The organism is Cytobacillus firmus DS1 (genome assembly GCF_000565285.1).
Taxonomy (GTDB): domain Bacteria; phylum Bacillota; class Bacilli; order Bacillales; family Cytobacillaceae; genus Cytobacillus; species Cytobacillus firmus_A.
Genome location: NZ_APVL01000013.1, coordinates 39,535 through 54,424 on the forward strand (window position 1 = coordinate 39,535; position 14,890 = coordinate 54,424).

At 40.0% G+C, this 14,890-nt stretch carries 20 protein-coding genes; 5 read left to right on the forward strand and 15 right to left on the reverse strand.

What is annotated here, in order from left to right:
* Positions 1 to 14: 14 nt before the first annotated feature.
* Entirely contained in the window at positions 15 to 647 is a 633-nt protein-coding gene (locus tag PBF_RS16740) for a helix-hairpin-helix domain-containing protein (protein WP_035331190.1), read from the reverse strand.
* An 89-nt stretch (positions 648 to 736) separates the two neighbouring features.
* Here PBF_RS16740 and comER point away from each other — a divergent pair, with 89 nt between their 5' ends.
* Entirely contained in the window at positions 737 to 1,561 is an 825-nt protein-coding gene (gene comER / locus PBF_RS16745; protein ID WP_035331192.1) for a late competence protein ComER, read from the forward strand.
* A 72-nt stretch (positions 1,562 to 1,633) separates the two neighbouring features.
* On the opposite strand, the gene PBF_RS16750 is transcribed toward comER, so the two are convergent.
* From PBF_RS16750 to PBF_RS16785, 8 genes are read right to left on the reverse strand one after another with little or no spacing between them, the layout of a single operon-like run.
* Positions 1,634 to 2,383, reverse strand: coding sequence for a class I SAM-dependent DNA methyltransferase (locus tag PBF_RS16750; protein WP_035331194.1), 750 nt, complete (start codon positions 2,381 to 2,383; stop codon positions 1,634 to 1,636).
* Positions 2,380 to 2,736 (reverse strand): ribosome silencing factor, encoded by a 357-nt coding sequence (gene rsfS, locus PBF_RS16755; protein ID WP_035331196.1) that lies wholly within the window; start codon positions 2,734 to 2,736, stop codon positions 2,380 to 2,382. Before rsfS ends, PBF_RS16750 begins: the two co-directional genes overlap by 4 nt.
* Positions 2,737 to 2,740: 4 nt before the next feature.
* Positions 2,741 to 3,307 carry a bis(5'-nucleosyl)-tetraphosphatase (symmetrical) YqeK gene (yqeK, locus tag PBF_RS16760; protein ID WP_035331198.1) on the reverse strand — a complete coding sequence of 189 codons (567 nt, stop codon included), beginning with the start codon at positions 3,305 to 3,307 and terminating at the stop codon, positions 2,741 to 2,743.
* Positions 3,297 to 3,866, reverse strand: a complete 570-nt coding sequence (locus PBF_RS16765; RefSeq protein WP_035331200.1) for a nicotinate-nucleotide adenylyltransferase — start codon at positions 3,864 to 3,866, stop codon at positions 3,297 to 3,299. Before PBF_RS16765 ends, yqeK begins: the two co-directional genes overlap by 11 nt.
* A 38-nt stretch (positions 3,867 to 3,904) precedes the next feature.
* Positions 3,905 to 4,195, reverse strand: a complete 291-nt coding sequence (gene yhbY / locus PBF_RS16770) for a ribosome assembly RNA-binding protein YhbY (protein ID WP_035331202.1) — start codon at positions 4,193 to 4,195, stop codon at positions 3,905 to 3,907.
* Positions 4,189 to 5,028 carry a shikimate dehydrogenase gene (locus PBF_RS16775; RefSeq protein WP_035331204.1) on the reverse strand — a complete coding sequence of 280 codons (840 nt, stop codon included), beginning with the start codon at positions 5,026 to 5,028 and terminating at the stop codon, positions 4,189 to 4,191. Before PBF_RS16775 ends, yhbY begins: the two co-directional genes overlap by 7 nt.
* 47 nt (positions 5,029 to 5,075) lie before the next feature.
* Positions 5,076 to 6,182 (reverse strand): ribosome biogenesis GTPase YqeH, encoded by a 1,107-nt coding sequence (gene yqeH / locus PBF_RS16780; RefSeq protein WP_035331207.1) that lies wholly within the window; start codon positions 6,180 to 6,182, stop codon positions 5,076 to 5,078.
* Between the two features lie 3 nt (positions 6,183 to 6,185).
* Positions 6,186 to 6,701 carry a YqeG family HAD IIIA-type phosphatase gene (locus tag PBF_RS16785; RefSeq protein ID WP_035331209.1) on the reverse strand — a complete coding sequence of 172 codons (516 nt, stop codon included), beginning with the start codon at positions 6,699 to 6,701 and terminating at the stop codon, positions 6,186 to 6,188.
* A 493-nt stretch (positions 6,702 to 7,194) separates the two neighbouring features.
* On the opposite strand from PBF_RS16785, the gene PBF_RS16790 reads away from it, so the two are divergent.
* A complete protein-coding gene (locus PBF_RS16790) occupies positions 7,195 to 7,335 on the forward strand; it encodes a sporulation histidine kinase inhibitor Sda (RefSeq protein ID WP_035331211.1) in 141 nt (46 codons plus the stop codon).
* A 71-nt stretch (positions 7,336 to 7,406) separates the two neighbouring features.
* Here PBF_RS16790 and PBF_RS16795 read toward each other — a convergent pair whose 3' ends face one another.
* Positions 7,407 to 8,183, reverse strand: coding sequence for a phosphatidylserine decarboxylase (locus PBF_RS16795; RefSeq protein ID WP_035331213.1), 777 nt, complete (start codon positions 8,181 to 8,183; stop codon positions 7,407 to 7,409).
* 265 nt (positions 8,184 to 8,448) lie between these two features.
* Here PBF_RS16795 and pssA point away from each other — a divergent pair, with 265 nt between their 5' ends.
* Positions 8,449 to 8,988 carry a CDP-diacylglycerol--serine O-phosphatidyltransferase gene (gene pssA, locus PBF_RS16800; protein WP_035331215.1) on the forward strand — a complete coding sequence of 180 codons (540 nt, stop codon included), beginning with the start codon at positions 8,449 to 8,451 and terminating at the stop codon, positions 8,986 to 8,988.
* A 37-nt stretch (positions 8,989 to 9,025) separates the two neighbouring features.
* On the opposite strand, the gene PBF_RS16805 is transcribed toward pssA, so the two are convergent.
* On the reverse strand, positions 9,026 to 10,825 hold the full coding sequence (locus tag PBF_RS16805) for a M3 family oligoendopeptidase (protein ID WP_035331217.1): 1,800 nt from the start codon (positions 10,823 to 10,825) through the stop codon (positions 9,026 to 9,028).
* Positions 10,826 to 10,949: 124 nt separating this feature from the next.
* Positions 10,950 to 11,102 carry a hypothetical protein gene (locus tag PBF_RS26555; RefSeq protein ID WP_174749532.1) on the reverse strand — a complete coding sequence of 51 codons (153 nt, stop codon included), beginning with the start codon at positions 11,100 to 11,102 and terminating at the stop codon, positions 10,950 to 10,952.
* A 163-nt stretch (positions 11,103 to 11,265) separates the two neighbouring features.
* Between PBF_RS26555 and PBF_RS26180 the strand changes: the two genes are divergently transcribed.
* Entirely contained in the window at positions 11,266 to 11,430 is a 165-nt protein-coding gene (locus tag PBF_RS26180; protein ID WP_160169265.1) for a hypothetical protein, read from the forward strand.
* A gap of 117 nt (positions 11,431 to 11,547) precedes the next feature.
* Positions 11,548 to 12,513: a F510_1955 family glycosylhydrolase gene (locus PBF_RS16810; protein ID WP_035331219.1), complete on the forward strand. Its 966-nt coding sequence runs from the start codon at positions 11,548 to 11,550 to the stop codon at positions 12,511 to 12,513.
* Positions 12,514 to 12,538: 25 nt separating this feature from the next.
* Here the strand turns inward: PBF_RS16810 and sigK are convergent, their stop codons facing one another.
* The 3 genes from sigK to PBF_RS16825 form a co-directional block, all read right to left on the reverse strand.
* Complete coding sequence (gene sigK / locus PBF_RS16815; protein ID WP_035331221.1) at positions 12,539 to 13,258, reverse strand: RNA polymerase sporulation sigma factor SigK; 720 nt, start codon at positions 13,256 to 13,258, stop codon at positions 12,539 to 12,541.
* Positions 13,259 to 14,096: 838 nt separating this feature from the next.
* Positions 14,097 to 14,291, reverse strand: a complete 195-nt coding sequence (locus PBF_RS16820) for a YrzI family small protein (RefSeq protein WP_035331222.1) — start codon at positions 14,289 to 14,291, stop codon at positions 14,097 to 14,099.
* Positions 14,292 to 14,610: 319 nt separating this feature from the next.
* Positions 14,611 to 14,871, reverse strand: a complete 261-nt coding sequence (locus PBF_RS16825) for a YrhC family protein (RefSeq protein ID WP_035331223.1) — start codon at positions 14,869 to 14,871, stop codon at positions 14,611 to 14,613.
* Positions 14,872 to 14,890 lie beyond the last annotated feature (19 nt).

The window sequence follows — 14,890 nt, forward strand, 5'->3', positions numbered from 1 at the left end:
TCAATGGAATGCAATTAGTTTACACTAATATGCTCTTTGAGTTTTTCAAAGGTTTTATCCCCTATCCCTGATATTAATTTCAAATCCTCAATATCCTTAAAGGATCCATTGGTATCGCGGTGTTCAATTATCGCTGCAGCCTTAGATGGGCCAATCCCCGGCAGTGTCTGCAATTCTGTTTCATCTGCCCCGTTTAAATTCACCTTTCCGTTATCCTGCTGTCCTTTATCCTCGAAATTTCCGGCTCCCATCAGGGTCTCTTCACGAATTTCACCCTCTTCCGGAACATATATCACCATTTCATCTGTAATTTTGAGGGCAAAATTAATTTTAGTGCTATCCGCCTTTTCCGTCAGTCCGCCTGCTTTTTCCAGCATGTCTATTACCCTTTCACCCTCTTTTGCTTCGTACACTCCCGGTTTTTTTACTGCCCCTTTAATATCTGCTTTCATTGCCTGTGGCACCTGTTCAGTCTGCATTTCACCTGCTGTTTCTTTACCATCTGCTTCGTTCATTGGAATTGACTGTTCAATCTCAGGAAAAACTTCAGTTTCCTGAACGGGCATCAGAAAATAATAGAGGAGTGCAGCCAATGCAATCGCACCTCCTGCAAAGTAAAATTTATATGTTTTTATCCATTCAGTCACTATGGACCCATCCTTTCTTTTTGGAATAAATGTTTTTTTGATACATATCGTTATATGAGAGAGCCTGCTTTTAAAGGAGGGATGCATCATTGAAAATCGGGATCATTGGCACAGGTAATATGGGGAGAATTTTGACCGAGGCCTTCCTGGATGGAGGAGCCGTTTCCCCGGCCTCCATGACGATAACCAATCGGACAGTGGCAAAAGCGAAGGAAATAAAAGAAACCCATCAGGAAATTACCGTTGTAAATAATGCAAGAGAGGCCGCTCATCGTTCTTCGCTGATCTTTATTTGTGTAAAGCCTCATGATGTGTATAATGTCGTTCAGGATATTTTGCCGTTCCTGTCAGAAGATAAATGTGTAGTGTCCATAACCAGCCCTATTAGCGTAAAACAGCTTGAATCAATTGTGCCTTGTTCAGCAGCGAGGGCGATTCCAAGCATAACAAATCGGGCCTTATCAGGGGTTTCATTATTATCATTCGGTGAACAGTGCAGAGAACAATGGAAAGGGGAACTTAACAAGCTTTTTGAAAGCATCTCCACGCCTATCTTTATAGAGGAAGCCATTACAAGGGTTTCTTCAGATATTGTCAGCTGCGGACCTGCCTTTTTCAGCTACTTGACACAGCGCTTCATCAATGCGGCAGTTGCGGAAACGGAGATTGATAATGAAACAGCTACAAAGCTTGCAGGAGAAATGCTGATCGGGCTTGGGGATTTACTGAAAAAAGGTTTTTACACATTGCCTACATTGCAGGAGAAGGTGTGTGTCAAAGGAGGAATTACAGGAGAGGGAATTAAAATTCTCGAAAGCGAGCTCGGCAGTGTATTTGAACACTTATTCCAGGCTACACATTCCAAGTTTGACGAAGATCTTGTCGAAGTAAAAAAACAGTATTCTCTCCATTAGCTATTCGATGTTAATGGAAATAATCCTTCAATATTTTAAAAAAACAGCCGGAAATAAACGGCTGTTTTTTTATTAATGACTTTTCTTTGCAATGAAAATGATTCGTTCAGCCTGGCTGCCTGGCGGTCCTTCTTCAAAATCCGCTGAAACGTCAACAAGGTCAAAACCGCATTCCTCAAGCCAGCTTTTATATTGATCAATAGGATAAGTGCGCTGCAAGTGAAGTTCGTCATAGCGGTCATACTTTCCTGTTTCTTCGTCAAGAACAAAAAATGAAAGATCATGCTCTACAGAGTTGGGGTATTCGCCCTGATAGCTGTGCCAGATATATGAAATTTCCTCATCATTTTCAGCAAATGTCTGGTTCATAAATATCTGCATAATTTTATAAATGGAATGAACATCAAAAATAAATATACCATCATTTTTTAAGTGACTATGGACCCGCCGGAAGGTGTTCTTTACATCAGATTCTGTCTCCAGATAATTCAGAGAATCACAAAAGATGCCAATAATATCGAATTCACTAAACCCTTCAAGCTCTGCCATGTTCTGCAGGTAAAAGGGGATTTGCAGACCTTTCTGCTCCGCCTTTGACTGGGCTACAGCCAGCATATCCTCTGATAAATCGACACCGGTTACATCATAGCCCTGTTCACTTAACCTTATTGATAGCTGCCCGGTGCCGCATGCCAGATCCAGCAATCGTTTGCCGGAAACATTAAATTCCGCATGCTTTTCATTGACCAATTTAATCCAGCTGTCATAAGGAACATCTTCCATCAGCCTGTCATAGAGATAAGCGAACTTTCCGTAGCTCATTGGTTAAGAATGCCCTGAACGTTCTCGACCGGAGCATCGCCCCAAAGTCTTTCAAGATTATAGTAGTTTCTTTCATCCTTATGGAAAATATGTGCAACAATATCACCCATATCAACCAGAATCCACCTTGCTTCATCAAAGCCTTCCATTCGCTTAACCGTGAACCCGTGTTCTTCAGATTTTTCTTTCATTTCCCGAGCAATGGCCTGCACTTGTTTATCAGAGTTTCCGTGGCAAATAACAAAGTAGTCCGAAATCAGGGAAATGCCTTTCATATTAAGAACCGTAATATCTTCTGCACGTTTATCATCCGCTGCTTTTACTGCCGTCATCAGCATTTTATTTTCACTCATTTAATCAATCCTCCTTATTCATTACAAGGTCATTATAAGTTTGGAAGGAAGCCGGAAATACAGGCTGCCCTTTTTTCATTAAAAACATGATGGTATTTTGGACAGCTTTTATTAAAGCCTGGTTCAAGTTCGTCCGTGCTAAATCACGCACTTCGTCAACTCCCGGAAAATGCCTACCAGGTTCAATATAATCTGCCAAATAAATGATCTTTTCAAGAAGTGCCATCCGCGGCCTCCCTGACGTATGATATCTTATTGCATCCAAAACCTCTTTATCATCGATTCCCGCTTCTCTCTCAGCCAAAAAAGCACCGACAGGAGCATGCCAAAGTTCACTATTGTAATTCAAAAGCTCGGCTGGCATACCTTCCTTAATGATAATTCCCCTCATTTCATCCTTAGGGCGAAACTTAGCATAATCATGAAAAATGGCTGCCAATTCAGCTTTCTTACTATCAGCACCATATTTCTCTGCAAGTTTAATGGCTGTTTCCATCACTCCGACTGTATGAAGGTAGCGATGTTCAGTCAGCTGCTCCTTTACAATAGCAAGAGCTGTTTCACGATTCATATAAATGATTCTCCTTTATATAACTCCTTATAGCATCCGGTACCAGATAGCGAATAGTACGGCTTTCCTTTACACGGCTTCTGATCATACTTGAGGAGATTCCCATTTCAGGAACGTCAGCATAAAGAATCGGATAGGGAGTCTGCAAATTGTAAGATGGCCGCCTTACTCCTATAAAGGTAATCAATTCAAGAAGTTTGTCAATGTTATGCCACTTGGGCAAATATTCAACCATGTCAGCTCCAATAATAAAATAAAATTGCTTTTGAGGATAGTGTTCCTTCAAAATCCTGATCGTATCGTAGGTAAATGAAGGACCTTCCCGCTCCAGCTCGATCAGCTCCAATTTAAAGCCTGCATGATTCTGCAATGCCAATTTAAGCATTTCTATTCGATCACTGCTGCTGACATTATCTGACCTCTTTTTATGGGGAGGCTCATGGTTCGGCATAAACCAGACTTCATCCAAACCATGAGAAAACATTACCTCATTTGCAATAATGAGATGGCCTAAATGAGGCGGATTAAAGGTCCCTCCAAGTATGCCTACCTTTTCCATTTACTCTCCTCCATACATTCAGTTTTAGCCCTGGAAGCTTACGGCAAGTTGATTTGTTTGTTTTCTTTCGATTCTTTGTATAAAACAATTATATTTCCTATGATTTGTACAACATCTGCCTTGGCGCCTTCTGACAGCTGCTGTGCCACCGTATCCCTGTCTTCTTCACAGTTTTGAAGGACTGAAACCTTTAATAATTCACGGGCTTCCAGTGCTTCTCCTACTTGTTTAATCATATTTTCATTTACCCCGCCCTTTCCTACTTGGAAAATCGGGTTTAAATGATGGGCATTTGATCGTAAGAAACGTTTTTGCTTTCCTGTTAGCATGATAATCCTCCCAGCTGATTTAAAACTTTTTGTCTCATTCTTTCAATGTCGGGTCGGATGCCAGTCCACATTTCAAAAGCAAGGGCACCCTGATATACAAACATATCAATACCATTCTGAATACCCGCACCCTTTACGGCAGCATCCTTCAAAAGCCTTGTTTGCAGCGGATTATATATAATATCACTGACAAAGGCTCCAGGCTTAATCTTATGTACTGAAAGCGGGCTCTGGTCAATTTCCGGATGCATCCCGATGGATGTAGTCTGAACAATTAAATCGTATGTTTCCAAGCTCTCCTCTGCCTCCTGTCGGTTCAGCACCCGCGCAGGAACCTCAAATGGGCAATCATTCATAATCTGTTCTGCCCTTTGTGGAGTCCGATTGCAAATATCCAGAAGCTCCGGACCTTCTTTAGCAATTGTAAAATAAATGGCTCTCGCAGCTCCGCCTGCCCCCACTATCAGCACCCTTTTGCCATTAATTGATTGTTTTTGATTCAGCAGGCCTTTTACAAAACCGCTTCCATCCGTGTTATAGCCTATTAGCTTACCATCCTGATTGATCACTGTATTAACTGCCCCAATTGCCTCTGCCAGAGGATCCAGTTCATCTAAAAGAGGGATGATTGCCTCCTTATGGGGTACAGTAACATTATATCCCGCAATGCCGATTGCCCTGAACCCTTTAATAGCGTCCGGCAGATTCTCCCTGGATATATGGAATGGCTGATAATGTGCATCAATACTGAAAATCTTAATTAAATCATTGTGCATAGCGGGGGACATTGAATGGGAAATGGGATCCCCAATCACTCCAAACAGCTTTTTCAAAAATCCTCACCCCTTTTGAAAAGCGTAAGCAAATCCAAGTACACAGCCTAAATTAATGACTTCCTTATCATAGCATGGACACCTTTAGGAACATATGCAGCTACTTTTGCTCCACCATCATTTACCGTAATCCAGCCAAGTCCTGAAAATACTATATCTGTTTTCGGTTCTTTAATTGTGAATTCATGTTTCACAAGCTCCGGGAAGGTTTCCATCTGTTCTTTTCTTGGCGGTGTAAGCATCTCTCCCGCATGATTTTCATATAGCTCATCCGCCTTTTCTGTTTTGGTGCGGTGAATAGTTAATTCATTAGAGAAATGGCATACAAACGAACGCCGGCCGCCTGCAATGTAATCAAACCTTGCCAATCCGCCAAAAAACAGAGTCTGCTCTTCATTCAACTGGTAAACCTTTGGCTTAATCTCCTTTTTAGGTGTTATCACCTTTAAATCCCTTTTATCTACATAATGGGCCATCTGATGATGGTTTATTATACCTGGAGTATCCACCAAAGCCTTTCCGTCAGATAGAGGTATCTCGATAATATCAAGAGTCGTCCCAGGGAAGTGGGAAGTAGTGATGACATCGCCCTCACCTGTTACTTCCTTTAATATGCGATTGATAAAAGTGGATTTACCCACATTAGTGCATCCTACTACATAAACGTCTTTTCCATCCCGATAATGATCAATGGCTGCTGCAATTTCATTAATGGAGTACCCTTTTGCAGCACTTGCCAGATAAACTTCTTCCGGTTTCAGCCCCAGCTGTTTTGATTCCTGCTTCATCCAGTTAATCAGCTTATTAGTCTTCACGGACTTTGGAAGCAGGTCAACTTTGTTTCCGACCAGCAGGATTTTATTGCTGCCCACAAAACGATGAAGCCCTGGAAGCCAGCTGCCGTTAAAATCAAAAATGTCCACAATCTTCACAATAAGTGCATCACTTTGTCCAATTTCATTCAGGATCTTCAGAAAATCATCATCTGTCAAGCTTACATCCTGAACTTCATTATAATGCTTCAGCCTGAAACAGCGCTGGCAAATAATCGTTTCCTTCTGCAGAGCTGATTGAGGAGCATAACCCAACTCATCAGGATTGTCTGCCTGCACTTTCACTCCACAGCCTACGCAAACAAATTGTTCTTCACTCACTTTTTAATCCTCCCACTGAATCATTCCTTTTTTTCTGAACCAATTTAAAATCCGCCTTTCCACCAGACGGTTAAATTTTGTAACAAATCCGTCCGTTTGGGCTACAGGTACGACCAAAATAGTGTGGAAACCGTTTCTGTTTCCTCCCAGCACGTCAGTCAGCAATTGGTCTCCAATCACCACTGTTTCTTCTTTTCTCAGCCCCATTTCAGTTAGAGCTCTTCGGAAGGCCCTGCCCATTGGCTTTCTAGCCTGATAAATGAATGGAATATCAAGGGGGTCGGAAAAAGCCTTAACACGATTTTCATTATTATTAGACACAATGGTAACCTTGATGTTGCTTTGCTTCATTTCTTCAAACCAGCTAATCAGCTTCGGTGTTGCATTCGGCCTGTCCCATTCGACTAGAGTATTATCCAGGTCCGTGATTATCCCTTTAACTCCCTTTTCCTGTAAACTGTGTGGAGTTATTTCAAATATACTTTTAACATGCTGATTAGGCAAAAAATGCTTTAACACTATATTTACACCTCAATCATTTATTCATATTGTCCGGCAATATTGCTTCTAATGCCCTCAAGTAATTTCACCAGATAAAACACCGATTTCATCATACCCAATTTCATCCGTTCTTTCAAAATAAAGAATGGCGGATACAATCTGGCCGTTCTATTTTATACGATTCCACAAAATGGGGAAAGACACTCAAAACTCAGTAAATTTCCACGGAATAGTTGTTATTTTCCCTTAAAATAAAAATTTTTCGACAAAAACCAACTGCTCCTCACACCTGTGGATAACTTTATGCACATAATCCAATATGATTTTAATACTTTTTCCCTTTTTATAAACAAAATAATCACAGGTTATCCACGGTTCCCTGTGGATAAGAGAACAGTTGTTCTAATCGTTTTAATTTGCTAGAGTAAGGGTACAACATAAAATCTTACATTATATGTATAAAATAATTCTTTTAGAACTGAAATATCAAGGACCTGGAGGTGGGACAGGAATGCGCAAACTGTCAGATGAATTATTAATCGAATCCTATTATAAAGCAAAGGAACTGCAGCTTAGCAAAGACTTCATCCGTTTAATTGAAACAGAAATCCACCGTCGTTCACTATCAAACAGAATAAAAGTTACATCCTAAAAATGGACAAGCCCTGAATAGGGCTTTTTTTATTCTCCATATTTATTACCCGAAACAAATGCTCTGCACATTCACATCAGGGTTCCAATCCGCTCCCCTACTTTAATGTGGGCAGGAGTCTTAATTGATTTTTCCAGCTGGAATTTACCTTTCTCAAACAGGAGAATAACAGTAGAGCCAAAAGTAAAATAGGCCATTTCCTTTCCTTTTTCAAGCTGGTCCCCTTCATGGGTAAGTTCAATGGAATTTACAAACATAGCACCAACCTTCACAATAGCAATTGCAGCATCACCATGCCTTACTTCAGTTATGCTCCGGAAATTTTTAGAAAGAGTTTCTCTTCCATATTTTAAACCCCATTTGTTAACCGGAAAAGATTTTAACCCCAGAATCCATTGATCTGCTACTTTCCCAGTGACCGGACTGTGTATCCTGTGATAGTGACTCGGACTTAAATAAAAGATCATGTAAGTCCCGCCTGCATATTTCCCTGCTTTATTAGCACCCAGCATCTCAGAGATGGAATAGTTCTTCCCTTTTACTGTAATAATACGATCCTCCCGGATATCCCCAATATCTTCGATTACAGCATCTACAGGACTTACCGCCGAATCAGGGCTAGCATCCGTAACTCTTGCACCTTCCTTAAGCCTTCTAATGAAAAACTCATGAAGTGTTGGATATTCATGCAGTTTTTTTTCCATTTCACTTTCATTAATATTATAAATTCTTGAAAATGACGGAATGACCCTCCTGCTTAAATTTGATTGTGCAAATTTCTGAAGTATACCGGATGTCCATCTTCCATTTGTCAGTTCAATCAGCAGGCGATATACAGGTTTTAACAAAGGAAATGCCCCCTAACTAAATATGTTCTCTACGAACAGGCATAAAAAGCATAGAATAAAATATTATTATATAACATATAAAACTAAGTTTGCCATAGACTTCCTCTGATTTGGCGCTTTTTTTATTATTGGCTTCAATGAATTTACGGATTACTTCTATTTCTATCCTTCCCGGTAGTTCCCAATAGCCAGAAAACATCAACACTGTTATAAAAACTTACTAACGTCTGCAAGCTGTGATTCCCCCGTGCAAGGAGTGTTTATTATGTTTTTTCAGGTTGTTCTTGATTTAACCATTAAGAAGCTAAAGACACAGACAGCCAATATCCTAACTCTGTCTAACCTGTTCTTAGGGTGCTTTGCTATTTTATTTTCTATTAACGACAATTTAAAATTGAGTGTGCTGCTGATCTTTATCGCAGCACTAGCTGACCGATTCGATGGGGTGGCGGCAAGAAAAATGAATATTGAATCGGATTTAGGAAAGCAGCTGGATTCAATGAGTGATATAATTTCGTTTGGAGTTGCACCTGCACTGCTCCTATACACGGGAGTACTTTATGAATTCGGGGCACCCGGCGCCTTCCTGACTGCTTTATATATAGGATGTGGAGCTTTGCGGCTTGCCCGTTTTAACATTAGTGAGAATAACGGCTATTTTACCGGGCTGCCAATAACAGCTTCCGGCTGCCTCGCCACTTTATGCTTTCTGGCAGTTCCGTATTGGCCATCACCTATATTCCTTTTCATAATGCTGATACTTTCAATTTTAATGATAAGCCCTTTCAGGCTGAAAAAAATGTAAAAAAGCCGTGCTCAATATAAGAGCGCGGCTTCCATTTTTATTTATCTTCTGTTAATGCCAGGAACTCTTCCACATCGTCCATGCATAATTGAACGGCGCTTTCCCAGAACTCAGGTTTTGTTAAATCTGCATTTAAATGCTTCATCGCTAAATCTTCGACTGTCATCGATGCTGTATCCTTTAATAAAGCTATATATTTTTCTTCATACCCTTTCCCTTCTTTTAGTGCCTGTGCATAGATTCCAAGCGAGAATAAGTACCCAAAAGTATATGGGAAATTATAGAATGGCACGCCAGTAATAAAGAAATGGAGTTTTGAAGCCCAAAAGGATGGATGATATTCACCAAGTGCGTCGCCATAAGCCTCTCTTTGGGCTTCTGCCATGATGTCATTCAGACGGTCGGCACTCACATTTCCCTGTTTTCTTTCTTCATAGAATCTTGTTTCAAACAGGAATCGCGCATGGATATTCATTAGCAGTGCAACAGACCTTTGTACTTTATCTTCTAAAAGTGCCAGTTTCTCTTCTTCTGACCCTGCATTTTTCACTGCTGCATCAGAGACGATCATTTCTGCAAAAGTAGAAGCCGTCTCAGCCACATTCATGGCATAATTTCGATTAAGCAAATGAAGATCTCTCATTGCATATATATGAAATCCATGCCCGAGTTCATGTGCCAGGGTGGAAACATTGGATGGTGTCCCTGAGTATGTCATAAAGATTCTGGATTGGCTGTCTTCAGGGAAATAAGTATGAAAACCGCCTGGCGCCTTTCCGGGACGGTCCTCTGCTTCAATCCACTTTTCTTCAAAGGCTTTTTTAGAAAAGGAGGTCATTTCTTCTCCGAAGTGAGCAAACTGTTCAAGGATAAATTCTGCACCCTCCTGATAGGTTAACTTCGTTTCTGACGCGGAGAGCGGCGCATCCAGGTCATACCAGCTTAATTTTTCTAAACCTAAAAGCTTTGCCTTTCTCTCCAGATATTTAACAAGAGGCGCTTTATTTCGGGAAATTACCTCCCACATTGTTTCCAGGGTTTCTTTTTTCATTCTGTTTAAGTCCAGCGGTTCCTTTAGAAAGTCATTCCATCCTCTTAATTTATATACATTTAATCTAAAGCCGGCTAAGTGATTAAGGGTCTTGGATAAGTAGTCAGACTGGCTGTTCCATGATTTTTCCCAATTATCAAAAACTTCCTTGCGCAGCTTTCTGTCAGGACTTGAAAACTTATTGGCAGCCTGTCCAACTGAAAGCTGTTTCATCTCCCCATTTTCAGTGCATGGAATCTTTATGTTTCCTACTATTACGTCATACATCTGGCCCCATCCATGGTAACCATCAACTGCAAGAGCATTAATGACAGTCTCTTCCTCCTGCGAAAGTTTTTCTGAGGCTTTTTCGCGGCGTTCGCTTAATACAAATGAGAGTTCATTTAAATCCTGATTATTTATTATCTGCTCCCATGCACCGTGATCTAAACTTGCCAGCTTCTGATCAAATACAGTTAAAGCGTTTTGAAAACCCGCACTCAATTCCGTAGTTGCCCCTCTAAGGTCTTTCGCTTTTTTATCTTCGGTATTTTGAGCCTGAAGACAACTGACAAAAGCTCCTGCCTGGCGCACTTTTCTTGCCGTCTGCTGAAACAGCTCAATAATTTTACTTATTTCAGCGGCATCCGCATCTGAGTTAGAAGGCTCCCAATTATGGATTAGATTAGAAAATGAATCAATATGTTTTCTTGTTTCCTGTAAATGCTGTTTAAATTCAGCTGAGTCGCTTCCATCCTTAAAAAAAACATCTAAATCCCATACTGACGAATATGCTGCTGCAGTCATATAATCCCCCCATAAAAAGTTTCGGCTGCAGAAATATTATACCTTGATTTTTCCGAAATTTCTATAAAATAGCACCTATAAAAGAAGCCCATATCCTAAGATATGAGCCAACTGCTGGTTATCGCTACCTGAAATAGCCGCCATAGTAAGCAAATCCCCCAAAAACAAGCAGCAGGATCAGCAGGACAACTGCGAGGGCCAGCCAGAAACCGCCTCCTCCATAATAACCGCATGGATAAGGAGGGGGAACAGGATAACCGCCATAACCATAAGGCATAACCAATTACCTCCCTTCGCCTTCTATTACTAAGATATGTAATAAATGGACAATCGCTTAGGCTTTTGTACTAAATCACGGTTAAAAACCGATGTTTTCTCAGCACCACTATTAGAATTGTTCATAGAATATTCTAGAAGGAATTTTATGGGAGGAGTGTTAAATGAAGATTATCTCAATCTGCAAGAAATGCAAAGGCACAGGCAGCATTACAGCATGTAAATTCATAAAGAAGCCCTGCCCAGCCTGTAAGGGAACAGGGAAAATGACAAAACACCTTTCTGAAATCAAGTATGAGGAACAAAATAAGTTTTTTCTTCACTCTTAGCAGGGTGCATTTTTCTGAACCCTTCCACAGGCAAGGGTTTTTTATTTTATGCTGAAATACTATATAATGACATCGATAATAATAACCATTGAAATGTTATGAATTGGAGTGAAACGAATGAAACAAGGCAGAACGATTTTAGCGGTTCTCCTTTTGTTGCTCGCATCTGGCTGTTCGCTTGAAGATGAGCAAAATAAGAAAACTGCTGATGAACCTTCTAATAAAACTTCAGAGGCCGCTGACTATACTATTATTGAAGCCTCAGTTCAGCAAATCGAGCATATTCAAGGAATAGGATATCCGGGAAATGATACCGGACTCTACCTTTCATCCAGCGAAGGCTTAAAGTTTTTCAAAGATGGCATTTGGCACGAGACCACTTCTCTTAAACATGACTATATGGGGTTTCAGGCAGTCAAAGATGGATTTATTGTCAGCGGCCATCCTGATAAGAACTCCGTTATAAAAAACCCTCTTGGTATTGTGAAAAGTACAGATAACGGAGCTTCTTTCAAGAAACTGGCTTTTAGCGGAACAAGTTCCTTTCCTTTTTTAGCTGCCGGCTATGATACAAATATAATCTATATGATCAATCAGGAAAATAACGATGAGCTCAAGGCAGGTGTATACCGTTCTCAGGACGCAGGCAAAACATGGGATCCAGTCAGCTTAAAGGGACTTGAAGCCGACACACTTGGTATGATCGCGGCACATCCAACTAATCGTGAAATCATGGCCATGTCAACAAGAAGCGGCATCTTTTACTCACAGGATAAAGGGGAAACTGTAAAGTTAATATCTGAGCCAATTATGGCTACAGCCCTCGCATTTACGGAAAACAGCTTGTATTATGCCTATGCAGATCAGGAAAAGGTCCAAATGAGCAAAATCGATCTTAAAACGATGGAAAACTCACAGATTAATATCCCTTTTCTCAGCTATGATAACCCTATTACATACATTGCTGCCGATCAAAAATCTGATGGAAAGCTTGCAGTTTCAACTTATCTCAAAGATGTATATGAATCTGCAGATAGCGGTGAGAACTGGAAGCTCTTACTGAAAAACGGCAGAATTGAATAACTGAAGGGACAGTCAAACTGTCCCTTTAGCTGTTATTTTTCCTTTTTTCTTTTTCCGCCCGATAAAACTCATGAAACATTTTCATTAGTGCCCTTTTTTCAATTCTGGAGACATAACTTCTTGATATGCCAAGCTCTTTGGCAATTTCTCTTTGTGTTTTTTCTTTTTGCAGGTCAAGTCCGAACCTGCCGACAATGACTTCTTTTTCTCTGTCATCTAAAACATCAATATACTCCTTCACTTTTTCGAGCTCCATATTTAGCTGAATCGTATTAATAACATCTTCAGATTCCGACTTAAGAACATCAATAAGAGATATTTCATTGCCTTCTTTGTCCTGCCCGATAGGATCATGAAGGGATACATCTTTTTTAGTCTTCTTCAGTGCCCGTAAGTGCATCAGTATCTCATTCTCAATACAGCGGGCTGCATATGTGGCAAGCTTTGTGCCTTTCCCTTCCGAATAGCTCTCAATGGCCTTTATCAGTCCGATTGTCCCTATTGAAATCAGATCCTCAGAATCCTCTCCTGTATTTTCGAATTTCTTTACAATATGGGCAACGAGCCTTAGATTATGTTCAATAAGCATATTACGGGCATGCGAATCGCCTGCAGCCATCAAACGCAGGTATTTCTTTTCATCTGCAGGAGACAGCGGTTGAGGAAATGCATTATTTTTTACATAAGATACAAGAAACACTATCTCCTTAACCAAAAACCCGAGTGCAGTTAAAATACCGGACATCGTTCCACCCCCGCTTATAATGCGTTCAAAAATGCCTATAACTAATTCCTATGTATGGATGGAGTTGTTTTTGTCTGTCCAATTTAGATAATTTCCTCAGAAAAAATTCCGTTCCTCATTTTTTCAGCCATTAGACCTTCATTAAAGCTTTTCGCTATGATGATAGGATATAATCATTCATGTTATAATTTTTATCGCCGGTATGCGGTATACATAGCTCCCTTTAAAGTTATATAAATAATCAGGAAGAAAGAGGTCTTGATAATTTGAATGGTCAGAGAATAATTTTAGCCCTTGTATTTTTTATTGTTTTTCTTGACAGCCTTGCAAAGTTTATTTTTGAAGGTTTTTCTTTAAAGACCTTGCTGATATTGCTCGCAGTTTCTGGAATCGTCCTATTTCTCTGGATTTTCCCGAACAAAAAGGACTGACTTCTCAATCAGGAAGTCAGTCCTTTTTCTTATATTGCACATTATTCTGTTACACTTACCTCAGCAGAAATGATGCAGCCGACAGTACCGCACACAACCAATCCCATTACGATCCAGAACATCTTCCACACCCCTTATAAAATTCCTTATTTTCTTTAATGTATCATGGTTTTTGCTTAAGAAAAGGGGAGGAATGTGAACATTCTGTTAATCCGCATCAAGTGGATCAGTTCTTTTTTTTTCGGAATTTCAAGGTTAAAATTAATATATGCAAAGACATGCTCCTTACCTCCTAACCGGTTACAGCTTTGTTAGGTGGAATCTTTCTCCACCCAGAAAATTGCCTGACGTCCTTGTAAAATGTAAATCATTTAACAAACCACCTTTCTTGTTTTTTTGTCACTGAATTAAAATGGACGGTAAATTGAGAATTGACGATCACGGTTTTGTTCAATAATTTCTTTAGCCATTTGTTCACGAACTACATCTTCTGCTGATACGTGACGTTTTTTTATCGTGACTGTCAAAAATAAGATATTTAATGTCATTAGATATTCCACCTCCTCTTTCATATCCTGCCAAAAGGCACAAAAAAGCCGCAAAGAGATTTACTCCCAGCGGCCTGCCATTTAGGCATAAAAAACCGCAGGGCACAATTCTCCCTGCGGCATGGATATGTAATGTCAATAAAGCAAATCTAAGCGATCCATTCCATGTAGGTCGAATTTGTACAATATTTATTTAGCTGTGCTTCTAATACAATTGCAGTTAACATCATTTCATTCGACCTCCTTTTTAGAATTTTCACTTACACTGGTAATTATATCCACGATTATGCAGTTTGTAAACCTTTTTTATTCACTTTTATTAAAAATTTTAATTTATGAAAAAAACGCCCGGAAATCCGGGCGTTGGGTTTACTTATTTTCTCATGAGGTATTCCTGGCCTTCATCCGTTTCATTCAATTTCGTTCTGCATCGTTTGGAAAGGATAAAGAAAAGGATTGAGCCTATAAGGAAAGCTGAAGAAGATCCAGCCATTATATATAAATCAGAAACTGTATTTGCAGTGTCAGGGATAATTAAACCAATGTAAAAAAACGATCCGACAGCGAGCATTGAAATTGCAAACCGCTTGAAATCCACCATCTTTTCATATAGATGCTTTGCTTCGTTCATCATTTATTATCACCTTCTAAGA